This is a genomic window from Agrobacterium vitis (genome assembly GCF_037039395.1).
In the GTDB taxonomy this organism is placed as follows: domain Bacteria; phylum Pseudomonadota; class Alphaproteobacteria; order Rhizobiales; family Rhizobiaceae; genus Allorhizobium; species Allorhizobium vitis_E.
The window spans coordinates 384,129-408,780 of record NZ_CP146244.1 but is presented as its reverse complement, the minus strand read 5'-3'; the positions used below and the strand labels follow the sequence as shown (position 1 = coordinate 408,780).

Annotated in this window: 20 protein-coding genes and 1 pseudogene; 5 read left to right on the top strand and 16 right to left on the bottom strand. The window is 56.9% G+C overall.

The window, feature by feature from the left end; translation table 11 throughout:
- Nucleotides 1-283: 283 nt before the first annotated feature.
- The 4 genes from V6582_RS23300 (at nucleotide 284) to V6582_RS23285 (ending at nucleotide 4,026) form a co-directional block, all read left to right on the top strand.
- Nucleotides 284-1,108 carry an aldo/keto reductase gene (locus tag V6582_RS23300; RefSeq protein ID WP_156632760.1) on the top strand — a complete coding sequence of 275 codons (825 nt, stop codon included), beginning with the start codon at nucleotides 284-286 and terminating at the stop codon, nucleotides 1,106-1,108.
- Between the two features lie 73 nt (nucleotides 1,109-1,181).
- Entirely contained in the window at nucleotides 1,182-1,961 is a 780-nt protein-coding gene (locus tag V6582_RS23295) for an SDR family NAD(P)-dependent oxidoreductase (protein WP_156632759.1), read from the top strand.
- Between the two features lie 407 nt (nucleotides 1,962-2,368).
- On the top strand, nucleotides 2,369-3,205 hold the full coding sequence (locus V6582_RS23290) for an alpha/beta fold hydrolase (RefSeq protein ID WP_420360203.1): 837 nt from the start codon (nucleotides 2,369-2,371) through the stop codon (nucleotides 3,203-3,205).
- A 134-nt stretch (nucleotides 3,206-3,339) separates the two neighbouring features.
- Entirely contained in the window at nucleotides 3,340-4,026 is a 687-nt protein-coding gene (locus tag V6582_RS23285; protein ID WP_197434429.1) for a gamma-glutamylcyclotransferase, read from the top strand.
- Nucleotides 4,027-4,074: 48 nt separating this feature from the next.
- On the opposite strand, the pseudogene V6582_RS23280 reads toward V6582_RS23285, so the two are convergent.
- The 10 genes and pseudogenes from V6582_RS23280 to V6582_RS23235 all read right to left on the bottom strand — a co-directional run bounded on the left by V6582_RS23280 (nucleotide 4,075) and on the right by V6582_RS23235 (nucleotide 17,076).
- A pseudogene (locus V6582_RS23280) lies at nucleotides 4,075-4,981 on the bottom strand (LysR family transcriptional regulator).
- A 100-nt stretch (nucleotides 4,982-5,081) separates the two neighbouring features.
- Nucleotides 5,082-6,776, bottom strand: a complete 1,695-nt coding sequence (locus V6582_RS23275) for a hybrid sensor histidine kinase/response regulator (protein ID WP_197434425.1) — start codon at nucleotides 6,774-6,776, stop codon at nucleotides 5,082-5,084.
- A gap of 238 nt (nucleotides 6,777-7,014) precedes the next feature.
- Nucleotides 7,015-9,213: an aldehyde oxidoreductase molybdenum-binding subunit PaoC gene (gene paoC / locus V6582_RS23270; RefSeq protein WP_156632755.1), complete on the bottom strand. Its 2,199-nt coding sequence runs from the start codon at nucleotides 9,211-9,213 to the stop codon at nucleotides 7,015-7,017.
- Nucleotides 9,214-9,216: 3 nt separating this feature from the next.
- Nucleotides 9,217-10,167 carry an FAD binding domain-containing protein gene (locus V6582_RS23265; RefSeq protein ID WP_156632754.1) on the bottom strand — a complete coding sequence of 317 codons (951 nt, stop codon included), beginning with the start codon at nucleotides 10,165-10,167 and terminating at the stop codon, nucleotides 9,217-9,219.
- Nucleotides 10,164-10,802 carry an aldehyde dehydrogenase iron-sulfur subunit PaoA gene (gene paoA, locus V6582_RS23260; RefSeq protein ID WP_156632753.1) on the bottom strand — a complete coding sequence of 213 codons (639 nt, stop codon included), beginning with the start codon at nucleotides 10,800-10,802 and terminating at the stop codon, nucleotides 10,164-10,166. Before paoA ends, V6582_RS23265 begins: the two co-directional genes overlap by 4 nt.
- 280 nt (nucleotides 10,803-11,082) lie before the next feature.
- On the bottom strand, nucleotides 11,083-11,763 hold the full coding sequence (locus V6582_RS23255) for a permease (RefSeq protein ID WP_156632752.1): 681 nt from the start codon (nucleotides 11,761-11,763) through the stop codon (nucleotides 11,083-11,085).
- A gap of 298 nt (nucleotides 11,764-12,061) precedes the next feature.
- Nucleotides 12,062-12,865: a transglutaminase-like domain-containing protein gene (locus tag V6582_RS23250; protein WP_156632751.1), complete on the bottom strand. Its 804-nt coding sequence runs from the start codon at nucleotides 12,863-12,865 to the stop codon at nucleotides 12,062-12,064.
- 94 nt (nucleotides 12,866-12,959) lie between these two features.
- The gene (locus V6582_RS23245; protein ID WP_156632750.1) at nucleotides 12,960-13,853 is read right to left on the bottom strand and encodes a transglutaminase family protein; all 894 of its coding nucleotides are present in this window, start codon (nucleotides 13,851-13,853) and stop codon (nucleotides 12,960-12,962) included.
- Between the two features lie 194 nt (nucleotides 13,854-14,047).
- On the bottom strand, nucleotides 14,048-15,586 hold the full coding sequence (locus tag V6582_RS23240) for a diguanylate cyclase (protein ID WP_156632749.1): 1,539 nt from the start codon (nucleotides 15,584-15,586) through the stop codon (nucleotides 14,048-14,050).
- A gap of 293 nt (nucleotides 15,587-15,879) precedes the next feature.
- Complete coding sequence (locus V6582_RS23235) at nucleotides 15,880-17,076, bottom strand: aminotransferase class V-fold PLP-dependent enzyme (RefSeq protein WP_156632748.1); 1,197 nt, start codon at nucleotides 17,074-17,076, stop codon at nucleotides 15,880-15,882.
- Between the two features lie 96 nt (nucleotides 17,077-17,172).
- Here V6582_RS23235 and V6582_RS23230 point away from each other — a divergent pair, with 96 nt between their 5' ends.
- Complete coding sequence (locus V6582_RS23230; protein ID WP_156632747.1) at nucleotides 17,173-18,000, top strand: IclR family transcriptional regulator; 828 nt, start codon at nucleotides 17,173-17,175, stop codon at nucleotides 17,998-18,000.
- 11 nt (nucleotides 18,001-18,011) lie between these two features.
- On the opposite strand, the gene V6582_RS23225 is transcribed toward V6582_RS23230, so the two are convergent.
- From V6582_RS23225 to V6582_RS23200, 6 genes are all read right to left on the bottom strand, one after another.
- A complete protein-coding gene (locus tag V6582_RS23225; RefSeq protein WP_156549961.1) occupies nucleotides 18,012-18,503 on the bottom strand; it encodes a RidA family protein in 492 nt (163 codons plus the stop codon).
- Between the two features lie 140 nt (nucleotides 18,504-18,643).
- On the bottom strand, nucleotides 18,644-19,855 hold the full coding sequence (locus V6582_RS23220) for an amidohydrolase/deacetylase family metallohydrolase (protein ID WP_156632746.1): 1,212 nt from the start codon (nucleotides 19,853-19,855) through the stop codon (nucleotides 18,644-18,646).
- Nucleotides 19,856-19,857: 2 nt separating this feature from the next.
- Nucleotides 19,858-20,739 carry an ABC transporter permease gene (locus V6582_RS23215; RefSeq protein ID WP_156632745.1) on the bottom strand — a complete coding sequence of 294 codons (882 nt, stop codon included), beginning with the start codon at nucleotides 20,737-20,739 and terminating at the stop codon, nucleotides 19,858-19,860.
- Nucleotides 20,739-21,680 carry an ABC transporter permease gene (locus V6582_RS23210; protein ID WP_070163424.1) on the bottom strand — a complete coding sequence of 314 codons (942 nt, stop codon included), beginning with the start codon at nucleotides 21,678-21,680 and terminating at the stop codon, nucleotides 20,739-20,741. The genes V6582_RS23215 and V6582_RS23210 overlap by 1 nt, the downstream gene beginning before the upstream one ends.
- 24 nt (nucleotides 21,681-21,704) lie before the next feature.
- Nucleotides 21,705-23,033, bottom strand: a complete 1,329-nt coding sequence (locus tag V6582_RS23205) for a GH1 family beta-glucosidase (protein ID WP_156632744.1) — start codon at nucleotides 23,031-23,033, stop codon at nucleotides 21,705-21,707.
- A gap of 34 nt (nucleotides 23,034-23,067) precedes the next feature.
- Entirely contained in the window at nucleotides 23,068-24,609 is a 1,542-nt protein-coding gene (locus V6582_RS23200; protein ID WP_156632743.1) for an ABC transporter substrate-binding protein, read from the bottom strand.
- Nucleotides 24,610-24,652: the final 43 nt, after the last annotated feature.

The window sequence follows — 24,652 nt, the reverse complement described above, 5'->3', positions numbered from 1 at the left end:
ACCGGTTCCGCCGGGGATCAGGACAACCCGTTCGCGAGACTGCATCTGCAGAATGCGCTTTTTTGATTGGGACCATGATCCGCGGATTTCATCAAGGCCCGCGGCCGTTCGGCCGATCATCAGAGAGGCCGGACATATGCGAGCAGCCAGCCGGGTTCAAAAAGATCAGAAGAAAGGCTTGACCGAGGGGGTGTCCACATATGCTCGCGAAGGGACGCCTAAACCCAACCATAGGTCCCCGCGCAGCGACGCGAGCCGGCAGATACAACACCAGGAGACGACTATGCAGACAATCACGGCGCATGGCGCCCACATTCCGGCGCTCGGCCTTGGAGTGTTCAGGATGTCCGACGAAGAGGTGGAGAAGGTCGTACCAGCGGCGCTTGAGGCTGGCTTCAGGCATTTCGATACCGCCCAGATCTACCAGAACGAGGCAGCTCTTGGCCGCGCACTTCAGGCGGCAGGTGCCCGTCGCGACGACCTGTTCCTGACCACCAAGGTATGGGTAGACAATTATGACACGGCGAAGTTTGGAGCTTCGGTCGAGGAAAGCCTCGACAAATTGAAAGTCGACCGGGTCGATCTGCTGCTTCTGCACTGGCCAGCCGACAAGATAGCGATTGGAGACCAGATCGACATGCTGAACGCGGTGCAGGCCGCAGGCAAAACGCGGTTCATTGGCGTCAGCAATCAAAATATCACCCAGTTGAAGGAGTCGCTCGCGCGCAGCAAGGCACCGATCGTCACCAACCAGATCGAATTGCATCCTTATCTTGATCAGCGCGTTATGGCTGAAGCGGCTAAGGCGGCGGGTGTTGCGATCACCACCTATTTCGGCATGGCTGACGGCAAGGTGCCAGACGATCCGCTGCTTCAGGAGATCGGCAGAAAGCACGGCAAGAGCGCCGCGCAGGTCGGTTTGCGCTGGTCGATCCAACAGGGTTTTGTCGTGCTTTCCAAAACCGCCAAGCCTGAGCGGGTCGTGGAAAATTTTGCCGTATTCGATTTCCAGCTGAGCGCGGACGAGATGGCCTCGATCAGCAAATTGGCACGCCCCGACGGCCGTCTCGTCAGTCCTCCGGGTCTGGCTCCAGACTGGAACGCCTGACCCCTTTATCCGCTACCCCAAGGATGTCCGTCACCGGGCGTCCACATAATTATCAACCAGGGAGACAAACCTCATGGATTTGCAAATCGAAGGCAAGACAGCGCTGGTCACGGGCGCAACTGCCGGCATCGGCCTCGCTATTGCTCGCAGACTGGCCACCGAAGGCGCCAGTGTCATTATCTGCGGACGCACCCAGGCGTCACTCGACGCCGCAATGCGCGACATTGGCGGCAGTGTCCGCAGTGTTCTCGCCGATCCCGCGACCGAAGCGGGGGCAAAAGTACTGACTGCGGCAATCCCGAAGATCGACATTCTCATCAACAATCTCGGCATCTACGAATCCAAGGATTTCAGCGATATCACCGATGACGATTGGCGCCGGTTTTTCGAGATCAACGTGCTGAGCGGTGTCAGGCTTGCACGGCATTACCTGCCGGACATGCTGGCGCGAAATTGGGGAAGAATAATCTTCATCTCCAGCGAAAGCGGCGTACTGGTTCCGCCCAACATGATCCATTACGGGATGACAAAGACGGCACAGCTCGCCATCTCGCGCGGCCTTGCTGCAACCACCAAAGGCACGCGCGTGACCGTCAATACCGTCATGCCGGGGACCACGCGCTCTGCCGGGATTGAGGATTTCATGCGCAGCGTGGCAAGCGATCCGAACCTGTCAGCCGACGCGATGGAACGCGAGTATTTCGCCAAGGAGCGTCCGACATCGCTGATCCAGCGAATGATCGAGCCAGAGGAAATTGCCAGTCTCGTTGCCTATGTGGCAAGCCCATTGTCCGCTGCAACGAATGGCGCGGCCCTGCGTGTCGATGGCGGTATCACGCCGACGATCGTGTAAGACGACGGAAAACTGGAGCTTGCCAATCTCATTGGGCATTAATCCCAACGGCAGGCGGTATGCACAACCGGAAAAGTCGCCGCGTTCGCGTTAATCACCGCGACGCGGTTGTCGCCGACACCCTCGCCATTATTGCAATAATCGCAATTAAATCTGAATTAATAATGTAATTGTTAGCAAGGGTGTTTGGCGGCAATATGCCCTCATCAGACGAACCGAGTGGTCTGACGATACAGAAACAAGATCGCAGGACGCGGAACATGACCAACAACACTCTTCTTTCCCTGACACGTCGTGGCGTCCTGCTTTCCGGATCGGCCGCCGCCGCAACGGCGCTCACCGCATCATTCAGCTTTGCAGCCAAGCTCGCTGCGCCCACCAACACCTCAACCGAAGGAAACAAGACCATGGGTACCATCACCACCAAGGACGGCGTTGAAATTTTCTACAAGGATTGGGGCTCGAAGGATGCCCAGCCGATTGTATTTCATCATGGCTGGCCGCTGTCATCCGATGACTGGGACGCACAGATGCTGTTCTTCCTCGCCAACGGTTACCGCGTGGTTGCCCATGACCGGCGCGGCCACGGTCGCTCGGCGCAGGTTTCCGATGGCCATGACATGGACCATTATGCAGCAGATGCCTTTGCGGTCGTTGAAGCCCTCGACCTCAAGAACGCCGTCCATATCGGTCACTCCACCGGCGGAGGAGAAGTCGCCCGGTATGTGGCCAAGCATGGCCAGCCAGCCGGTCGCGTCGCCAAGGCGGTTCTCGTGTCTGCCGTCCCTCCGCTGATGCTGAAGACTGACGCCAATCCCGAAGGCCTGCCGATGGAGGTCTTCGACGGTTTCCGTTCAGCACTGGCTGCCAACCGCGCGCAGTTCTTCCGCGACGTTCCCGCCGGTCCGTTCTATGGCTTCAACCGCGACGGCGCCAAAGTCCAGGAGGGCGTGATCCAGAATTGGTGGCGTCAGGGTATGATGGGCAGCGCCAAGGCGCATTACGACGGCATCAAAGCGTTCTCTGAAACCGACCAGACCGAGGATCTGAAGACGATAACCGTCCCAACTCTCGTCCTGCATGGCGAAGACGACCAGATCGTCCCCATTGCCGATGCAGCACTGAAAGCGATTAAGCTGCTGAAGAATGGTACGCTCAAGACCTATCCCGGCTTCTCGCACGGTATGCTGACCGTCAATGCCGACGTGCTCAACGCCGACCTGCTGGCTTTCGTGAAGTCCTGATCCAAAGGCGTGGTCGGGGTGGAAAGCCGCCACGGCCACGCTTCTCCTGTTGTCGTTTGTCTTTCGGGAAGGTCGGGTTCCACTTTTCCCAAGGCAAACTCTCATCTTTCGTCAGAATGCGGATTGATACGATGATGCAGTTAACACCCGAGCTTGTTGCCCTGACCATCAGAGGCGTCCGCGACGACGGCCCGGAGCCCGGCTGGACACCGCTTTCGGAAACTGAACTTGATGAACTCGTCGACAGGATTGAAACCGAGGCAGGCGGTGATCCTCTGCTGGTTTTTGCTTATGGCTCGCTGATCTGGAATCCCGAATTCGAACCAGCCACTCGCCAGCGCGCCACCGCTTACGGATGGCACAGGTCGTTTTCCCTCAAAATCGAGCGCTGGCGCGCCACCAGCACACAGCCCGGATTGATGCTGGCCCTGGAGCGCGGTGGACAGTGCGATGGCATTGTCTTCGAGCTTTCGGCTGAACGATGCCGCCGGGATCTGCGCGCCCTCATCGCTCGGGAGATCAAGTATCGGGAGGTGAGGAGCATGGTCCGTTGGGTCTATGTGAAGACGGCAAACGGAGTTCACCGCGCCCTGACATTTTGGGCAAGCACCAGCCGACTTGGACTAACCAAACCCTTGCCGGACGAGCAGTCAGCATCCTTGATAGCCAGCGCCTGCGGCCAGGGCGGATCATGCGCCGAGTATCTCCACAAGACCATTGTCGACCTTCAGGCCGAAGGAATCCGTGACCGCAATCTCTGGCGCTTGCAGGCGCTTGTCGCTGCGGAAATAACCGCGCGTCACAGGGCCATGGCACAGTAGGGCCTCTCACAGAGAGAGCAGGAGAGACGCCAGCAGGTCTTTGACAGGTTATCCCTCAATCGAGGTGGTCATTTGGGCGGCGACCTGGTCCTCGAAGAATTTCGAGAAAGCCGCGATCCGAGGCGGTAGAGCCTGATAGGGCGGATAATAAAGTGTCAGCCACAAATCGGGCGGCGACCACCCTCGCAAGACGTGAACCAGGCGCCCTGTTTTCAAATGTTCCGAAACATGAAATCCCGGCAGCATCGCCACCCCGGCGCCATCTGCCGCCATATCAGCCAGAACTTCTCCATTGTTGGTGCTGAACGCCCCTCCGGCTGAGATCGTCATGCTTGATCCGCCGTCTGACAGGACCCAGTTTTCCCGCCGGCTCTCGCCGCTATAGGCGAGGCAATCGTCGGGTGTCAGTTCGCCAGGATGCCGCATATCGACGAATTTGCTTGTCGGTGCGGCAACAAGAATACGCGGCACGATATGGATCTTGCGCCAGATGGTGAACTTATCCGATGGCTGCGAGGAGATGCGGATCGCAAGGTCATAATCGTCGTCAACAATGTTCACCAGACCGTCCGACAGGGAAATCTCAAAGCTCATTTTTGGATAGAGCCTCCTGAAGCCGGAGAGGATCGGCGGTAGCACGGCCTTACCAAACCAGGTCGGAACGCTGATCCGCAACCGTCCCTCGTCCGTCTTGTTTGCGTTCCTGACGTCGCGCCGCGCACTATCCAAGGCGGCCACGGCTGGCTGGATCTGAGCGGCGAAAATGGCGCCATCTGTCGTAAGGGCAACCTGACGGGTCGTTCGAACGAAGAAGCTGGACACCAAGATCACGTTCCAAGGCGGCGATTGCCCGGCTCACGGCGGCTGGTGTCATGTCGAGTTCGCGGGCGACCTGCGCAAAATTCCGCTTTTCGGCAGCCAGAAGAAACACTTTCAGCGCTTTATAGTCATTCATCTCGATTATTTCAAAATAGACACTTTATTTGCAGTAAATATTGCAATTCATCACATCAATCAATCCACCCGCCACCAACAGCCCGGTGTGACTAAACCGGCTACGAACTCGTCTCTCTCGTCCTGCGTGTCTCCAAGGCGGCGACCATGACCACCGACCGAAGCTCTGCCGGTCGTACGGGCTTTGACAGGATTGGAATATCAGCCGATCCCAGGTCCTCTCTGACCCGCCCCTCGTCATGGCCGCTCATAACCACTGCGGGCACCTGCCTGCCGATCAGGTCCTGGACGATCTGGATGCATTCCGTGCCGGTGACGCCACCGCCGAGATCAAAGTCGGTGATCAACAGGTCAAAGTCCCCCACATGTCTGGGTATCGTCGCCTCGGCCTGGACGTGGCATCCCCATTTTCGCAGCAGGCTTGCCGTGGCGATCAATACGGCCTCATCGTCTTCCACCAGCAATATGCGCAGTCCGTCGATGGCCGCCGGATAGTGCCCCGCCGCCAGGGTCGATTGGGACCATTCTTGTTTATGCGTCACATGCAGGTTGCCGAGCGTGACGCTGGTTCCCTTGCCTGGATTCGACTTCAAATCCACATCAATGTCGAGCAGGCGACCGAGACGCCGCACGATCGGAAGGCCAAGGCCAACCCCATCAATGTCCTTGTCGCCCCGCTCACGCACCTGATAGAATTCCTCAAACACCCTGGCTTGATGTTCGCGGGGAATGCCGGGTCCTTGATCGCAGATCTGGACAGCAAGCCGGCCACCGCGATGCCGGCAGCCAATGACGACATCTCGTCCCGCCGCATATTTGATGGCGTTGTTGACGATGTTCTGCACCATGGTCGTCAAAAGCGCCCTGTCTATCTCCACAACCGCGCTGCAACCGACCGTTCGCAATGTAATGCCGCTCTGCTGCGCCGCTTCCCGGTTCTGACGCAAAATATCATCGATCACTTCGGCAATCGCGATACGCTCATATTTCGGAGTGACCCTGCCGCTGTCCAGGGTCGAAATATCCAGCAGCGACTTGAACAGGCGCGATACGCTCTGGAGAGATCGGTCGATATTTTCGACCATTTGCAGTTCTTTCGGCTGCAAGTTGGCATCGCGTAGACAAGCCGTGAACAAGCTGATGGCATGGATCGGTTGCCGAAGGTCATGGCTCGCTTGCGCCAGGAACCGCGATTTCGACAAGCTGGCCTCCTGGGCGACCTCATAGGCTTTGCGCAATCGTCCAAGCAAAGCATAGATATAGGCGGGGACAAGGACGGTCGTGGCCACCAATGTAAGGACCAAAAACGGATTTTCACGCCAATAGGAATTGACGGAGGTTATAATGGCAATCCCGGCGAGCGTCGCTACCGTTGAAATTTTGAGATAGGCTGGTCCAAAGCGCAGGCCGTTGCCGACAGTCACCCACAACATAATGGCAAACAGCGGCAGAAACGTTTGACCTCCAACGGCAATAGTAAAGGTCAGAGCGCCAAAGTCATGGGTAATGGTAATTGCCCGCCGCAACCTATTTTCACCGGGCCGATGTGCTATCCACCAGTATGCCGCAAGCGAAAACAGAAAATAATAGCTGAGAAGAGGCACGACGGCCCATGCCTCGACCGGTGTCACTCCCATTAATATGACTGGCAGAACGTAGCAGATTGCCCCGGTGACAATAATGATACGAACCAGCGCTTGCGCCTTCTCCGTATCAAACTCTTCATCCAATCGACCATCACGCACCGGAGCCTTGATACGAAAGGCAGTCTTTATCACGTCGCGAAAGTCGATCATGTCCCGTTACCCGCTCATCGACAAGGCCTTACCCCGGTTCGCACGGAAACGATCATCTGGCTATTAGCACAGATGGACTGTGGATCGGAACAAGAGTTGCTCCAAAGGCTGCACGCGGGTCTGTCAGGATCTAAAGCAAAGGGATGAGAAGAGCCATTTTTCAATGGCTCTTCTTATAACAGGCTGCCGTGAGCGAGCAAAACGCTCAGAACCAATGTCGGACACGCTAAACTCGACGTCAGGCAATGTCAGGCAAGCCACCGATCAGTTTATCGAGGGTGATCGGATAGTGCCGCACCCGAACGCCCGTGGCGTTATAGATAGCATTAGCGATTGCCGCGGAGACACCGCAGAGGCCGAGTTCACCAATGCCCTTTGCCTTCATCGGCGAGGACATTGGGTCGGTCTCGTCCATGAAGATAACCTCCTGATGTGGAATATCCGCATGAACCGGAACCTCATACCCGGCAAGGTCGTGATTGACGAAAAAGCCCCGCTTTGCATCGACCACCAGTTCTTCCGACAGGGCGCCTCCGGCACCCATGGTCATTGCGCCGATCACCTGGCTGCGCGCCGTGATCGGATTGAGGATACGACCAGCCGCACACACCGCCAACATGCGCCGAATGCGTGTTTCGCCGGTGGCGACATCGACGCCAACCTCGACGAAATGAGCACCGAAGGTGGATTGCTGATGCGTCTTGGTGAAATCGCCCCACTCCATGGTGTCTTCGCCGACAAGCCCGTCAGAACCAGCGACCTCGGCAAGCAGAACCGAGCGGTTTCCAGCTTTAACGCTCCCATCCTCAAAAACAATGTCATCGGAATTAAACCCAAGTTTTTGGGTGATCGCTTCACGAAGTTTGACGCAAGCCGCATAGACACCTGATGTCGCTGAATTGGCCCCGAACTGGCCACCAGAACCCGCCGAAATCGGGAACCGAGAGTCTCCAAGATGCACGGCGACTTTATCGATGCCAACGCCCATCATTTCCGCTGCGGTCTGAGCGATGATCGTGTAGCTGCCGGTTCCGATATCGGTCATGTCGGTCTCAACCGTGACAATGCCCTGGTTGTCGAGTTTGACCCGGGCGCCTGATGGAAGGACCATGTTGTCGCGGAATGCGGCGGCGACGCCCATGCCGATCAACCAATTGCCCTCCCTGCGAGATCCGACCTTCGGTCGATTGTCCCAGCCGAAGCGCTCCGCACCACGCTTCAGACAGCCGATCAGGTCCCGATGCGAGAATGGGCGCTCGGGATTTTCCGGGTCGACCTGGGTGTCATTGGCGATGCGAAACGCGATCGGGTCCATACCAACCTTTTCAGCCATTTCGTCCATGGCAATTTCCAGCGCCATCAGGCCGGGCGCCTCGCCCGGGGCCCGCATGGCGTTGCCCTCTGGAAGGTCGAGGGTTGCAAGACGCATGGCCGTCATCCGGTTTGCACCTGCATAGAGCAGGCGCGTCTGGTTGACCGCCACCTCAGGACCGCCGCCGGGAAGATCTCCCGACCAGCTCTCATGCGCGATGGCGGTGATTTTCCCATCCCGCTCAGCGCCGATGCGGATGCGCTGGATCGTTGCCGGGCGGTGGGTGGTGTTATTGATCATGAATGGACGTGGCAAGGCGACTTTGACAGGTCGTTTCGCAGCACGTGCCGCGAAGGCGGCCAAAACGGCGTCGGCCCGGAGAAACAGCTTGCCACCGAATCCGCCGCCGATAAACGGCGACATCAAATGGATCTTCTCCTTGTCAACGCCAAGGGTTGTGGCGAGATCGGAGCGCCACCAATCGATCATCTGACTGGATGTCCACACGGTCACCTCATCACCATTCCAAGCGGCGATCGAAGCGTGCGGCTCCATCATCGCATGAGATTGGTCAGGCGTCGTATAGGATTGCTCGAAGGAGACCGGAGCGGCTCGGAAAGCTGTTTCAAAATTGCCGACAGCCGTGTCGGGCTTCTGGGAGTCATCCGGCTTTTTCGCCGTCTCTCGCGCCGCGCTGAGATCGAATGACCCCTTCTCCTCGTCATAGTCTACTTTAACCAAGGCAGCAGCGGCCCGCGCCTGCTCGAAAGTCTCCGCGACCACAACGGCAATTGCCTGATGATAATGCTGAACCTCATCGCCGCCGAACAGGTTTGCAGTATTGAGCTTGCCTTTCTCGCGCTTGCCGACATCCAGGGTCGTCAACACAGCGAGCACGCCATCAGCTTTCCTGGCTGCTGTCGCATCCATGGCTTTGATCCGGCCTTTGGCAATTGCTGCCCCAACCGGGTAGCCATAGGCATAACGCGTGTTTGGATCTCGCCACTCATAGGCATACATCGCCCGGCCAGTTGTCTTCAATTGGCCATCGATGCGGTGGATCGGCTGGCCGACGACCTTGAGGCGGTCGATTGGATTGGTTGTTGCAGGTGTCTCGAACTTCATGGGTCACCCCCTTGCGTCGGAAAGGACGGCGCCAAGCGTACGCTCGACAAGATCGACCTTGAACCGGTTCTGTTCAGTCGGACGGGCATCGGCGAGAATAGCCTTCGCCGCATCGCGGGCGCCTCTTGGTAACTCCGCTTCCGCAGCTTCGATCCGCCAGGGCTTATGGGCGATGCCACCGACGGCAACACGTCCCGTGCCATCCGCTTGAATGACGGCGCCGACTGAAATCAGCGCAAACGCGTAGGACGCCCGGTCCCTGACCTTTCGATAGATATGCTTGCCGCCGATCGGTGGTGGTAACAGGACGGCGGTCACGAATTCGCCGCGTTCCAATACGCTTTCGATATGCGGGGTCTCTCCGGGAAGACGATGGAAATCGGCAATCGGAATAGACCGGCGGCTGCCATCTGCCTTCACTGTCTCAATGGTCGCATCGAGCGCGCGCATGGCGATTGCCATATCACTGGGATGGGTGGCGATGCAGGCATCACTCACCCCGACAACAGCATGTTGGCGGCTGAAACCGCCAATGGCCGAGCAGCCACTGCCCGGCTGACGCTTGTTACACGGCTGGTTCGGGTCATAGAAATAAGGACAGCGGGTGCGCTGCAACAGGTTACCGGCAGTGGTCGCCTTATTGCGAAGCTGGCCGGATGCACCCGCAACCAGGGCTCGTGACAACAGACCGTAGTCGCGGCGGACAGTCCCGTCCGCGGCAAGATCGGTGTTTCGCACGAGAGCACCGATGCGCAGACCGCCGTTATCAGTGGATTCGATTTTATCGAGACCAAGCCCATTCACATCGATAATATGGGTTGGCGTCTCGACTTCGAGTTTCATCAGATCGAGCAGGTTCGTGCCGCCAGCGATAAATTTGGCGTCGGGGTTGGCAGCCGCCGTCTTCACTGCGGCCTCAATCGAGGCGGCGCGCTCAAAGGTGAAAGCTTTCATGCCTTGATCCCTCCAACTTCGGAAATGGCGTCGACAATGTTGGAATAGGCGCCGCATCGACAGATATTGCCGCTCATCCGCTCGCGAATTTCGGGGGCTGTCAATTGTGCTGGCCCGTTGAGGTCGGACGTCACGTGACTCGGAATATTGGCCTTGATTTCTTCAAGGACCGCTATGGAGGAACAGATTTGCCCGGGCGTACAATAGCCGCACTGAAAACCATCATGCTTGACGAAGGCGGCCTGCATGGGATGAAGATTGCCAGGCTGACCGAGACCTTCGATCGTGGTGATCTCGTCGCCGTCATGCATGACGGCCAGGGTCAAACAGGCATTGATCCGCCGACCATCGACCATGACGGTGCAGGCTCCACATTGACCATGGTCACAGCCCTTTTTTGTGCCCGTGAGATCCAGGTGCTCCCGTAGCGCGTCGAGAAGGGTCGTGCGGTTGTCGACCTCAATCTCACGACGCGCTCCATTGACGTTTAGCGTCACAGGTGTCGTTAATTTCATCTTGTCTCCTGCAGGCTGTGCTGCCACGCTCCTTTCGCCGGCTCCCGTGACCACGACCGTTACAGCCGATGAGATAAGAAGATCCCGGCGGGAAAGATCCAGTTGGTTGCTGTTCGACATGTCCGCTCCCCTTTTCGGTGACATGGAATGAGGTCAAGACCACAGAACTCTTGCGTCATTTTCTAACGTAGGGTTGCGGACTTTCACGATGAGGTGCCGTTCATTGAATGAACTTATCGCTCCATTTCCTAAATGGAGGTCCGGCAGGATAGTTCCCGCGATGGCGATATGAATGCAACGCAAAGGCGCATGCCACGCATGTGGTCAGGTCAATTGGACCTTTCGCACAAGCGCTGAGGGCCCAGATGGTTTCCTGGCGAAGGCAGAGATCAACTGTCGGTCAGGGTGTCAGGTTCTTAGCTTCAAGGCCGATGGTAATGGCCAGGAGGAACGCCACGACTGTCGCGGCCAGAAAAGCGAGAGTGAAGGCGCCAACCGCCTTCAATTCTCCAATAGCCAAATCCTGCTTAAACCATCGAACCTCGGCTTGCGCGTACCAGAGTGTTGCAGCAGTCAGCGTCAGGAGGCCGATCAGGACACCTTGTCCGTCGGGCATGAACATCAAGTCGAACGCCAGACCTATGATGAATGCGAACGGAGCCGCGACATAACACTGGCTGAAAAAGGGCGGGCGTAGCGAGCTTCTGGTGATCCTTACCGACTTGCGCCGTAAAAGGGTGACTGCCATGCAAAGGGGATAAATCCCGAATAACACACCACGCGCGATGAGCAGGTTCGACACTGACCCCAGTTCCTTGGCGGCAACCGTGGTATCGTAACTGGACGGAAAGGCAGTCGACAGCCCTTGGGACAGAAGCAGCGTGATAAGCAGGAACAAGGGAGGGCTCAGGGTATCGTCGTATTGATCCTCCGGTCTGTCGGCAAGTTCGAGATCGGCGTATCGCATCATGCTGAGAGGTCTCGTCACCGAGCGCCACATGGTGAGAGGATAAAACAGCAGCCAGGACACCAACTCGTAGAGCAATTCCTCAAGCGACTTGAGCAATTTCATGAAATCCAAGGCAGCCTCCCGTTTCGCCGCACTGCTCGTTTCATCGCACTGTATGTCCGTTATTCTTTGCTTAACAGCGCAGAGTAATACCGTCACGAAACGATTGTGATTTCCCAAAGAGCCAGCATTTGATGGATGAGATCAGTGGTCAATCGATCCGATTCAAAAGTACACCGATTGCAGAAAACCTCGCCGAAAACTGTAGGCAATCAATGATCGGCCTGCGGCAAGCGTGACATGGCAGGCCGCTGAATGCATCGAGGTAAGGGACGAGATCAAACAGCCTGCCTGCCGTCTCCACCACACTCTATATCTCGATGGTTGTCACGTCGAATTGCCTCAAGATGGCAGGGCCGAAGGCAGTTGAAAGCGCCACGTCTGTGGCATCCCGTCCGATGGCCATGAGGATGCGGCCTATCCGGGGCTTGTTATGTCGGGCATCAACCGTATGCCACCGACCGCCGAGATAGACTTCAAACCATGCACTGAAATCCATCGGGTTCGGATCATCAGGCACGCCTATATCCCCCAGATACCCGGTGCAATAACGCGCCGGAATATTCATGCAGCGGCATAGCGTGACCGCAAGATGCGCAAAATCGCGGCAAACACCGGTCTGATCGGTAAAACCTCCGAACGCCGTGCGAAGAGGATCCGCCTTCTGATAGTTGAAGGAGATGTGATTGTGGACGAAATCCAGGATCGCCTTCACCCGTGGCCAACCCAAAGGGGTAAAGGAAAAGGTCTTCCAGGCGAAATCTGACAGGCGATCCGTATCGCAATACCGGCTGCCGAGCAGAAAGACGAGCACATCATCGGGAAGATCCTTGATGTCATGCTGCCACGCATTTTCAGGCACCGGATCTGGAAGGCCACCATCGTAGATCTCGAATTCGGTAGAGATCGTTGTCAGTCCCGGTGGCGCGACGATGCGGCTACAGGCATTGCCAAAACTATCGAAATAACCCCAGGCCTCAATCGGCCGGTCGAAACTCAGGACCTGGTCCTGCAGAAGATCGGTGCGGCGGGATGGATGGATATTGAGCACCAGCAGCATAGCCGTGTCTTGCTGGCATTCGTAACCTATGCGAAATCCCGCGCGTATCTTCATGATGAATAGGCATCCTCTGATAAAAAACTTCCGAAATGCGGGCTACGAATGTTCGTTCAGGCGGCAAAACGCTCAGGCGACCGAGCTGTTCCATTTATGCTGCGCTATTGCTCAGCTCATCGGTTGTAACGTTAACCTGGACGGACATCGTATCGAAATCCGACGCGTCGCCGTCGTAGCTTCCGGAAAGCGGCACCGCTTGTTTTGGATCACGCGCCACACCGACACGGATAAGATCGCGGTTTCCGACAATCCCGTTGGTGGGATCGAATTCCACCCATCCGGCACCGGGAAGATAGACCTGGCACCAGGCATGGGTGGAGCCACCGCCAAGCTTCGTTGAGCCGTCGCGGTCGGGTACATAGATATAGCCGGTAACGAACCGGGCGGCGAGCCCGAGCGACCGGGCCGCCTCCATCATCAGCAGCGCAAAATCCCGGCACGTGCCACGGCGAAGCCGGAGCGTCTCAAGCGGTGTCTGCGTTCCATGCTCAAGGCGCCGGGCATAGATAAAACTCTCATGGATCGCATAACAAAGGGTCATCAGCAGGCGACCGGTTTCAGTTGGCTGACCGATCCGCACAAATTGCCGTGTCCATCTGCCAACCTCATCGTCCGGATCTGGAAAATGCCGTTTGATTGTCCGTTCCAGATCGACAACTTCCTCCGGGTCATATGCAAAAGGATAGTGGAGAGCTTCTGCATCGATCTGCAGATCCATTTCAACCTGCTGGGTATGGTCCAGGCGGATCGTGGTCCCGAAACAGAGTTCCCGCGCCTTACCGGTAAACCCCACCAGCGCAACGCAATTGCCAAACACATCATGGATCCACCTGATGTAGTCAGGTTTTGGATCGACATCCAGATGAGAGCTCAGAAGTGTTTGGTCAAAACTATCCCGCGGCCGGAACATCAATCTGTGCTCGCCGAATTCGACCGGTCTCTTATACCGATATGAGGTAATATGCCGGACAGAAAATATCGTCATTCAATCGCCAAACTGGAGTAGCGGTGGCACAGAATATCGTGGAAAGCAGCACGATTGCTGTAACAAGCCCATCGTCTTGTCAGGCATTAGACTCCACTGACGGCTTTGCCGCAACGGATATTCCTGAAATTCGGAGTGTTTGCGCATCTTTGACATTTGATGCAAACAGGATGCGAGCGGCTGACCATCCAAAGTCAACGGCTGTCGGCGCGTCTGGCGGTCGGAAGGAGATCAGGAGCTGTCTGGATACAGTCCCTCCCCGCCGCCTTGGCTGCATAGAGCGCTGCGTCAGCCTGCAGAAGGAGGTCCGTCTTGCGCAGGCCCGGCATCGATTTCAGATTAGCGGCCCCGACGCTCACCGTGACGATGCGCTTTTCGCTTCCAACATGCTCGATGGCCAGAGTACGCACCGCTGCACACACGAGCCTGGCAACTGCCTCGGTTTCGGATATCGATGCATTCGGCAATACGACGGTCAGTTCCTCCCCACCATATCGCGCCACAATGCTTCCCGCGAATGACCTGGACGTCGCATGAACCGTGTTGGCGACAATCTGAAGACATTTATCCCCGGCGGGATGGCCATAGGTGTCGTTATAAGCCTTGAACCAATCGACATCAATAAGAAGAAGGCCGACATTGGCGCCCTGATCCTTGGCTCGGTCAAAAGCCTGGTCCATGGATGCTTCCAAGCCACGGCGGTTCATCAAACCAGTCAATTCATCCGTATCTGCCAGTGCCGACAAGCGATCGTTCAACTCATGCAACCGCGCCTCTCGTTGACAATGAAGGGTGATATCCGAGTAAACGATCATTGCCTCCCCCTCGCCCGTGACCCGCGTTCTTGCCTCGATTGAACGTCCGTCGGCCAGTTGGATCAGGCGATCGCTGGGCCGGAACAGGCCTTCCGCAACGCGATCGATGACCGGATCGACATCCGGTTCCACGCGCGCTTCTTCACTGCGTTCGAAGGATGTCCGCAAGATTTCCCGGATGTTTTTCCCGGGCACCCTGACATCCGCCGTTTCCTTGAAGATATCGAGGTATCTTTGATTGGTGAAAACCAGCACCCCATCGCGGTCGAAAAGTGCCAGGCCATCCGCCATGGTCGCGAGCGCATCGGCTAGACGGATCTTTGCCGCGGCCAAATCCCTTTCAAGCCTTGTCCGCTTCATCTCCTGCGCAATGGCAAGGGCGGATAAGAGGGTGGCTCCAAACAAGACCACCATGAATGGACCGACCGTCACGACAATCATATTGCCCCAGACCTCAAAGGGACGGACAAAGAAGAAGCCGGCTACGCCGCTGACTGCGACGAACAGAGCAAGCGCTGCGATCTGCGGGAAAGTCGGGATATTGCCGCGAAGCAATCGGCTTGCGATGACACCAATGCATGCAGCCGCGATGATTTGCGGGATGCCAACCGAGATACCCACGCCTCCGATCATCAATCGCCTGATAATTCCCACAATAAGTGGTGGGAAGGCCGCAATGGGGCCGCCGAAGAAACCCGATATGGCGAGAAATGTATACCGGGTGTCCAGGAAAACACCGTCGGTGAAGCGAAACGGCAAGGCCATGGTGGCGACCAGCCCAACCGCCATGAGGCAGCCAAAAATCAACGAAAAGGCGCGTGGTCCCTGGCAAACGAGGTGTGGCCGGACGAATGTCCAGGTCGACGTTGTGATGGCAACGATTGCCAGGTTCGCAAGGAGTTCAGACCAAGGATACATTCAGTGCTCGCACGGTGATGCGATATTTATATCGAACTCCCCTAAATAAAGCGATAGCGCGAATGGTAAGAAGCGTTCGACCAAGGATAGGCGCTGGAGCGCGACCCTGAAATGAGCGGAGGGAGGTTTGTCAAACCGCTGATCGTTCTGTTTCTGCCTTCCGCTCGACGGATTTCCGATGGAAATGTGACCGGTAAATTTCACGCTGACTTCAAACCGTCATTCCTGACGATCATTGGCATGGACACCATTACAATTTCGGTGCAATCGCCAAAGCCGAGCGAGGGCGGTGATCAATCCGGCCAGCGCAGCATGGAATCGAAGCGATGGCGGCCCCATTCTTCATGCGGCGTGTTGATCACTTCATTCGACGCTCTAGCCTTGTCGAGTTCTTCCACCAGACGGTCACGCACGATGATCTCTTGGCCCGGATGCAGATTGCAGGGATCAAGATAGAAATAATGATGTTCTGCCTCATGGTCGCGAACGATGATCGGTGGATTACCCCGGGCCAGTGCTCCGGCCAGATCATAGGCGCTGATATGGGCTTCTTGTGGTGAGAGGATCACCCGCAGCCGATCCAGCGGATTGTGGGTTGGGTCTGGCTCTATCAAGGCCGTCACGCCGGGCCGGCCATCCAGTGCACCTTTCCAAAGGTGCAAATAGCCGGTTTCACGCGCACGCACCGCTGCATGATCACGCTTTTCCCATACTTCCAGCGCTGCCATAACGCCAAAGACGCTTTCCTTGCCCACTTTCATACCCCGGCCAATGCCCATGTTTTGCAAATAGGCATTGCGCACCAGATCCTTGCGCCCGGCAACAATGCCGGATGTGGGGCCGCCGAGGAATTTATGGCCGGAATAGAGAGCAATATCCGCGCCCTGATCGAGGAAAATCCGCAGGTCATATTCCGATGCGGCATCGACAATCACGGGCACGCCGCGCGCATGGGCGATCTCGACAAATTCCTTCAGATGCAGAAGGCCATAATGCACCACATGGTGAGAAACGACATAGACGGCGGCGGCGGTGTTTTCGGTAATGGCATTTTCCATATGGTAGCGGTGCGCAGACGTTGCCTGCCCCACCAGCACCACCTTGCCGCCAGCCAGACGGATGGATTGATCGACTGGGGCACCGTAGCTGACCAGATGGCCCATCTGTACCAGCACTTCGTTTTTGGTTGTGCTGACATCGGGCAGTTTTTCAATGGCCAGCAGATCCGGCCCGGTAATGGTGCCTGCCACGGCAAGGCTGATGCCTGCCGAGCATGAAGCGGTGATAAAGCCTGCTTCAGCCCCGGTTAGCCGCGCAATAATGGCGCTGGCCTTGCGCTGAAGATCACTGATCTCCACAAATTGCGGCAGAATGGCCGTCATGGCGGCAATGGCGTCTGGCACCACAATGGATGCGCCAAGGCTGGTCATGGTGCCCGAAACATTGATCACAGGGCGAAGGCCGAGCTGGGTGCGAATATCGTTGGTCATAAGCTTTTCCACTTCTTGTGGGCAAAGGCCCGTCATTTCTACAATCGACAGCTATGCCGTTATAATGTAATAGCCGATCATTCAGGTAAGGATCGCATGATGGATAGCAAGGCACGCACGGTATCGGTTGCCGCAGACAGCCAGCCCGCTGAGGCCCCGGCGGAGCGGCGCTCTCGCGTCAGCGGCATGGACCGCGCCTTGCAGGTGCTGGATCATCTGTATGAAACGGGCGCCCCCGTTGGTCCTTATGCCATTGCCAAGGCGGTTGGTGCGCCATTGTCCACCATTTACACCATCATTGATGATCTGGTGGACAAGAACATGCTGACCCGAAGTGCGGATGGTGCCATCTGGCTCGGCCCTCGTCTCTATCATTATGGCCTCGCCTATTCCCGTTCGCTGGATTTCATCGGCATTGCCACGCAGGAAATGCACGATTTGTGCCGCGAGGCGGGTGAAACCGTGCAAGTGTGCGGGCGCGACAATGACCATATGCTGGTGCTGGCCATGGCCGAGGGGCCAAGCCATTTTCAGGTCGCCTCGCGCGTTGGTACTCGTGTTCCCCTGAATTGGACGGCCTCTGGCCGCCTTCTCGTTGGTCATTTGCCTGCGAGTGAGCGCATTGAGTTGTTTGCCCATTGCGCCCGCTCGTCGCCAACCGGCCGGGCGGAGATTGATGCACAAACGCTCTCCGATGCGGCGGCGCGCGCCTTCCAGCAGCGTCTGTCGATTCAGGCAGGCGAATCCGATTATGCGGTGGCCTGCATTGCCTCGCCGATTTGTGATCGGGATGGTGTCTGTGTCGCCACCATCTCCATCGTCTTGCCAGAGCAGAAGGCGTTTTCTGAAGGCAATCCCTATGTTGGCCATGTCAAGGCATCGGCGGAGCGGATCGAAAAACGCATGGGCTGGCGGGGTCACTGAGAGGGCCTTTTTCATTCGTGCAATGCCACAATCACTTCGATTTCCACGGTGATATTGCCGGGAAGCGAGCCAAACCCAACCGCCGAGCGGGCGTGCTGGCCTGCTTGCCCAAACACCTCCATGAACAGGTCTGAACAGCCATTGATCACCTGCGGATGATCGCGAAAATCCGGCGCGGCATTGACCATGCCGAGCATTTTGACAATTTTGCGCACGCGGCAGAGATCACCCAGCGCATCATGCATCACGGCTATCAGGTTAATGCCAGTGAGGCGGGCGTGGCGATAGGCGTCTTCCAGCGGCACGTCGTCACCAACCTTGCCGGAGTAGAGAAAGCCATCTGCCTCGCGTGGGCCTTGACCGGAGAGGAACAGCAGATTGCCTTCCCGCACATGGGTGACAAAATTGGCGATTGGCGGTGGGGATGGCGGCAGCGCAATGCCCAGTGCGGCAAGGCGCTCATAGGGTGTTGGCAATCCGGCATCGGTGGAGGGTGAAGTCATGCTCACGCGGTTTCCAGTTCTAGAGTTTGTCAGGGAAAAGTGGAATCCGGTTTTCCCGAAAAGACAAACGACAACAAAAGAATCTACAGTCTGTCTGGTTCAATCTGGACCAGACAGACTGTAGAATTATCAAAAGCATTTCAGCGCCACGAATACCCATGGCTGTGGCGCACCAGTTTGCGGGCGCGCGGAATGTAGCGGCTGGCAGCAATGGCCTCACGGCCAATCACGGCATGGCGTGGCTCAAACAGCTGGGTGAGGCGGGCAACATCGCCATTGGAATCGGTTGCTTCGAGATCGGAATCGACCAGATCGAAAATGGTGAAATCGGCCCGCGCTCCCGGTGTAAGCCGATCCTGCATCGACAGGCGGATAACGGAGGCTGGCGCATGGGTGACGGCCTCCACCACCTTTTCAAACGGCATGCCCACCGAGAGCAGTTTGGACATGGTGGTGGCCAGATCCCAGACCGGGAAATTCATCGAATGCCCATGCAGATCGGTGGAGATGGAAAAGGGCAAAAGCCCCCGTTTGATGGCCGCTTCTGCCACTTTGAACGAGAAGGATGCACCGCCATGGCCGATATCCAGCCGGATACCTTCGCCTGCACAGCGCTCGGCGAGGTTATAGAGGTCTTCGTCTTCCATGATGCTGGACCCGGCCTTGCCGTTGAAGCAATGGGTGATGACATCGCCGGGGCCTAGAATTTCCAGCACTTCATCGTAAAGTGCTGGCGGTTCGCCCACATGCACCATCATCGGAATTTTCAGGATTTTGGCGATTTTCTTGCCGAGTTTGACCGGAGTTACGCCCCATGATCCGGTAATAACATGGCTGGCGCGCACTTTCAGGCCAACGATATGCTCACTGTTGTCGGCGTAGCATTCCAGAATACGGTCGAGATCGATATCCTTGATGTCGCGCAGTTCCGGCACGCGGTTGCAGGCCACCAGACCAATCGAGCCGAGGTTCAAGAAGGCTTTGATCCGCTCGCGCGATGGCTCAATGATATATTCGCGAAAGCCGTGGAAATTCGCCTCTCCAGCGGAGCCTGCATCGACCAGCGTGGTCACGCCGCGTTCAGCCCCGCATTCCGATGGGCGAATGGAAATATCCGTGCCGCCATGCCAGATATGCACATGCAGATCGACCCAGCCGGGCGAGATCCACGCGCCTTTGCCGTCGATCACTTCGGCATCTTCTGTCAGGGCAATATCTTGCCCAACCTTGATGATCTTGCCATCAGCGCCGATCAAAATATCGATGACTTGCGGGGGCGTTGCCGCGCCAAAGGCCAGAGGGCGGAGGTTTTTCAACAGCAGGAGGCCCAAGCCTTGTTCCTGAGGGAGCATGGTCAAATATCCTTTTGCAGTCTTGGGTCGAGCATGTCGCGCAAACCGTCACCGACGATCTGAAGCGACATCACAGAGAGAATGATGGCAAAACCGGGAAACAGCGTCATCCAGTCGGCCTGATCGACATATTGCCGACCAGCCGCAATCATCGTGCCCCAGGTGGGGATTTCCGGGCTGACGCCAACGCCCAGAAACGACAGGCCAGCCTCAGCCAACATGGCGCTGGCAAACAAAAATGTAGCCTGCACCAGAATGGGCGACATCAGATTGCGCAGCACATGCCGCACCATGATGTGTGTGGTGGAAATACCAAGCGCACGGGCCGCTTCGATATAGGGTAGCTCGCGGATCACCAGTGTTGAGGCTCGCACAATCCGGGCCAATCGGGGGGCGTAAACCACTGAAAGTGCAATGATCACCGTGGTGAGCGATGGCCCAAGGGCCGCTACCAATGCGATGGCCAGCAGAATATCGGGAAAGGCCATCATCGCATCAATCAGCCGGGCGATGGGGGTGTCCAGACGGTGAAAAAAGCCCGCAAGCAGCCCAAGCGTGACGCCGATCAGCGATGACAGCACCACCACCGACGCCCCAACCAGCAAAGACAGTCGCCCCGCATAAATCGTGCGTGAAAACACATCGCGTCCAAACTCATCGGTGCCAAACCAATAGGTTCCGCTCGGTGGTTTTAGCCGATTCATGATCGAGAGTTTATAGTGAGAATAAGGGGCGATCCATGGTGCCAACACTGCCAAAAGCACGAAGATGGCGAGAATGCACAGGCCAATCGCCACCGTCTTGCGGCGCAAAAGGCGGCGCAGAAAGCGCAGGGTTTCTGATTGCGGTGGGGGTGCGCTCTCAAAGGATATGGGTTGGGTCATCAGTAACGCACCCTCGGATCAATCAGCAGATAGAGCATATCAATGGCGAAATTCACCAGCACGTAGAGGCCAGCAATCACCAGCAAGGCCCCTTGGATAACCGGATAATCGCGGCGCAAAACGGCAGAGACCACGAGACTGCCAATGCCGGGCAGGCCAAACACCGTCTCGGTGACAACCGCGCCGGAAATCAGCACCGCCGCCGTCAGTCCCACCACGGTGAGGATGGGGATCAAGGCGTTTTTCAGCGCATGGCGCAGCACCACATGCCGCTCTTGCAGGCCTTTGGCGCGGGCGGTGCGCACAAAATCATCGCCCAGCACATCCAGCATAGAGGCACGGGTAAAGCGCAGGATCAGGGATGATGAGACCAGACCCAGCGCAATGGCTGGCAAAGCCAGATGGTACATCCGCTCCAGAAAACTTGTGCCCGGTCCGCCATAGCCGGAGACGGGAAAGAGTTGCAACTTCACCGCAAAGAACTGCATCAGGATCAACCCCAGCCAAAAGCTGGGAATGCTGGCCGCCAGCATGGCAATGGCCGTCACCGCTTGATCGAGCCATGAGCCGCGCCGATAGGCGGCATAAATACCAATGGGAAGCGCCAGCACGCAGGCAATCAGCAGCGCAAACAGCGTGAGGAAAAAGGTTGGCTCGGCCCGCTGCAATAGGGCAGCGCCCACTGGCATATCCAGAAAGATCGAGCGGCCCAGATCACCTGTCAACAAGGCCCCGATATAAAATACGTATTGCGAGATCAGCGATTGATCCAGCCCCAGCTTGGAGCGCAGATCGGCAACATCTTGGGCTGACGCATCCGGCCCCAGCATGACGGCTGCGGGATCGCCGGGGGTGACGCGCACGATGATGAACACAATGGTCACCACCAGAAACATCACCACAATCATGCCAAGCAGGCGCTTGACGATATAGCTGATCATGATCTGCCCTCTCGTCGCTTGGATTTATAGGGCATTGGCGGCAATCACATCGCTGAGCCAATGATAGGATTGTTTGGGAATGCGTTGCAGAGTGGGATTATCGACGTAAACCAAGCCAAACCGCTTGGAATAGCCGCGGCCCCATTCGAAATTATCCATCAGCGACCAGGCGAAATAGCCTCTGATATCATGGCCCTCATCCAGCGCATCCAGCAGCGCATTCAAATAGAGGTTGAAATAGGCGATGCGGTCATTGTCGATCACCTTCCGGTCTGGGCCAAGGGCATCCGGGTAGGAGGCACCGTTTTCAGTGATGTAAATGGTTGGCTTGCCATAGCGGGCGCTGGTGTCCCGGATCTGTTCCAGAAAGGCTGCCGGATCGACCACCCAGTTGACATCGGTGAGTGGTCCCATGCCTGTCGGGGGTGCTGTTTCCGATACGCCAAAGGTGGTGGTTTTATTCGGGCCAACAAACACCGGATTATAGTGGTTGAGGCCGAAAAAATCCATTTTTTGCGAAATGGCGTCCATATCACCGGGTTGAATGAAGGGCTGCATGGCATCCGCAATCGGCTCTGGGTAGGTGCCGAGCCAGAGCGGATCAACAGTCACCCTGCGCCACAGGCAATCGCCCAGAACTCGCGCTTCTTCATGGGCCGCATCGTCATAATGTGGACGCACCGGGCCAAGAGAAACAATATTGCCCACCTCGGCTTGCGGCGCTTCTGCCCGCACTGCTGACACCGAGTAACCATGGGCGAGATTGAGTGTGTGAATGGCCTGAAGGCTGGAGGGATAATCCTGCTTTCCGGGCGCATGACGCCCGACATTATAGGCCACCCACGGAATCACATTCGGCTCGTTGATCGGCGCAAAGCGTTTGACCCGATCACCAAAATGCCTGGCGACAACGGCGGCGTAATCGGCAAAAACCTTCGCCGTATCGCGATTGCGCCAGCCGCCATTCTCTTCCACTGTGACGGGCATGTCCCAATGATGCAGGCAAATCCACGGCTCAATTCCCTCATGCAAGGCCAGATCGATCACCCGGTCGTAGAAATCCAATCCCCGCTGGTTCACCTGCCCACTGCCGGTTGGGAAAATACGCGGCCAAGCGGTGGAAAGCCGATAGGCCTTCACCCCAAGCCCGCGCATCAGCGCGATGTCTTCCGGGTAGCGGTGGTAATGGTCGCAGGCGATATCGGCGGTATCGCCATTGGTGGTGCGGCCCGGTGTGTGGCTGTAAACATCCCACACACTTTGGCCGCGCCCATCGGCATGGACAGCACCTTCCGTTTGAAAGGCAGAGGCCGCCACGCCCCAGAGAAAATCAGGAGGAAAGGATCTCGACATGATGTGTTTCTTTACTCAGACGGTAAGAGATGGCTTACTTTTTGGAGCTGACATTCCAGAAGTAAGGCCATGGCGATGGATGAAAGCCCTCAAGCGTCTTGGCCTTGGCCGAAAGCGCATTGAAATCACCAACCTTGAACACAGGGGCATCCTCATAGAAGGTCTTCTGAATCTCCGCGAAAAGCTTCTGGCGCTTGGCAGGATCAGACTCGGCAATGAACGGCTCAATTGCCTTGGTCTTCTCTGGAGTAGACCACCAGCCGGGATAGCTATCCGACATCCAACCATTCAGCACAGGCTCTGGCGGAAACGGGCCGTGGGTGATGAAAATATCCCACAAGGCAGGGTCTGCACGGCGCGTTGTCAGCGTTGCCCAATCATAGATTTGCAGATCAACCTTGAAGCCAGCCGCTTTCAGATATTCGGCTGCCACCTGCGCCATTTTATAGTGAAACTCATATTGGCGGCTGGTGAGAATGCGCACTGGCTTGCCATCATAGCCCGCCTCTTTCATCAACTTGGCGGCGGCTTCAGGGTCGCCACTGCCGTAACGAGCAATGCCTTCCTTGGTGTGCCAGGCATAGCCTTCAGGATAGATCGCACCATCGACAGCAAAGAATTCCGGGTTGCCAAAGGCGGCCAGCAACATGTCCTCAGGGTTCAATGCCACCTGAACGGCATGGCGCAGGGTCTTGCTGGTCATGATGCCCTGCTTGGTGTTCATCACAAACACCGGCGCACCATAGGGCTTGAGTACCACTGGGTCAGAGGCTTTCGAGCCTTTCAGGCGGTCATAGCTCTCGGGTGCGAGAGAATCCGTGTAGTCAAACTGACCGGAGACAGCGCCCTCAAGCCGTGTATTGGCATCCGGCACGGGAATGAAGCGGATTTCATCCAGAATGGCTTTGCGCGCACCCCCAAAGCCGTTTGCGGCATCGGTTCTGGGTGTATAACCATCAAACCGCACCAGCTGAATATATTGGTCTGGCTTGCGCTCTTTCAGCATATAGGGGCCGGTGCCGATGAATTTCGTCAAAGGATCGGCAATGGTGGATTTTGGAATGATCACCGCTGCGGAATTGTTGAAGGCCAGCAGCGATAACAGCGGCGCATAAGGCTTTTTCAGCGTGATGCGAATGGCATTGTCGCCCTGCGCGGTTACCGTGTCGATATAGGCCACAACCTGTTTGCCGCGTGATGCCGTTGCAAGCCACCGCTCAATCGAGGCCACCACGTCAGTGGAGGTCATCACCGAGCCATCATGAAATTTCACGCCAGCGCGCAAGGTGATGTCGTAGGTTTTGCCCTCATCGGTAATGGCGGGCATGGTCTCAGCCAACAGCGGAATGACATTCCATTTGTCATCGAAGGTAAACAGCGTTTCAAACATATGCTGTGTGGTCATTCCGACCAGGTCAGCAGTTGATGCCATCGGGTCCAGTGTAGGTGGTTCACCAATGGTTGCGACGTTAATGACCCCGCCCTTGTCCTGCGCCAGACCCTGCCCCGGCAAGAGTGCAAGTCCAGGTAAAAGTGCAAATGCCAGCGTTGCCAGCAATCCCAATTTGCGTTTCATGACATTCCCCTTTTATTATTCTATAATTACGCAATACAGATCA

Excerpts from the sequence above, each read along its gene's own strand:
- V6582_RS23300 (WP_156632760.1), top strand. The coding sequence starts at position 284 with ATGCAGACAATCACGGCGCATGGCGCCCACATTCCGGCGCTCGGCCTT.
- V6582_RS23295 (WP_156632759.1), top strand. The coding sequence starts at position 1,182 with ATGGATTTGCAAATCGAAGGCAAGACAGCGCTGGTCACGGGCGCAACT.
- V6582_RS23290 (WP_420360203.1), top strand. The coding sequence starts at position 2,369 with ATGGGTACCATCACCACCAAGGACGGCGTTGAAATTTTCTACAAGGAT.
- V6582_RS23285 (WP_197434429.1), top strand. The coding sequence starts at position 3,340 with ATGCAGTTAACACCCGAGCTTGTTGCCCTGACCATCAGAGGCGTCCGC.
- V6582_RS23275 (WP_197434425.1), bottom strand. The coding sequence starts at position 6,776 with ATGATCGACTTTCGCGACGTGATAAAGACTGCCTTTCGTATCAAGGCT.
- paoC (WP_156632755.1), bottom strand. The coding sequence starts at position 9,213 with ATGAAGTTCGAGACACCTGCAACAACCAATCCAATCGACCGCCTCAAG.
- V6582_RS23265 (WP_156632754.1), bottom strand. The coding sequence starts at position 10,167 with ATGAAAGCTTTCACCTTTGAGCGCGCCGCCTCGATTGAGGCCGCAGTG.
- paoA (WP_156632753.1), bottom strand. The coding sequence starts at position 10,802 with ATGTCGAACAGCAACCAACTGGATCTTTCCCGCCGGGATCTTCTTATC.
- V6582_RS23250 (WP_156632751.1), bottom strand. The coding sequence starts at position 12,865 with ATGAAGATACGCGCGGGATTTCGCATAGGTTACGAATGCCAGCAAGAC.
- V6582_RS23245 (WP_156632750.1), bottom strand. The coding sequence starts at position 13,853 with ATGACGATATTTTCTGTCCGGCATATTACCTCATATCGGTATAAGAGA.
- V6582_RS23240 (WP_156632749.1), bottom strand. The coding sequence starts at position 15,586 with ATGTATCCTTGGTCTGAACTCCTTGCGAACCTGGCAATCGTTGCCATC.
- V6582_RS23235 (WP_156632748.1), bottom strand. The coding sequence starts at position 17,076 with ATGACCAACGATATTCGCACCCAGCTCGGCCTTCGCCCTGTGATCAAT.
- V6582_RS23230 (WP_156632747.1), top strand. The coding sequence starts at position 17,173 with ATGATGGATAGCAAGGCACGCACGGTATCGGTTGCCGCAGACAGCCAG.
- V6582_RS23225 (WP_156549961.1), bottom strand. The coding sequence starts at position 18,503 with ATGACTTCACCCTCCACCGATGCCGGATTGCCAACACCCTATGAGCGC.
- V6582_RS23220 (WP_156632746.1), bottom strand. The coding sequence starts at position 19,855 with ATGCTCCCTCAGGAACAAGGCTTGGGCCTCCTGCTGTTGAAAAACCTC.
- V6582_RS23215 (WP_156632745.1), bottom strand. The coding sequence starts at position 20,739 with ATGACCCAACCCATATCCTTTGAGAGCGCACCCCCACCGCAATCAGAA.
- V6582_RS23210 (WP_070163424.1), bottom strand. The coding sequence starts at position 21,680 with ATGATCAGCTATATCGTCAAGCGCCTGCTTGGCATGATTGTGGTGATG.
- V6582_RS23205 (WP_156632744.1), bottom strand. The coding sequence starts at position 23,033 with ATGTCGAGATCCTTTCCTCCTGATTTTCTCTGGGGCGTGGCGGCCTCT.
- V6582_RS23200 (WP_156632743.1), bottom strand. The coding sequence starts at position 24,609 with ATGAAACGCAAATTGGGATTGCTGGCAACGCTGGCATTTGCACTTTTA.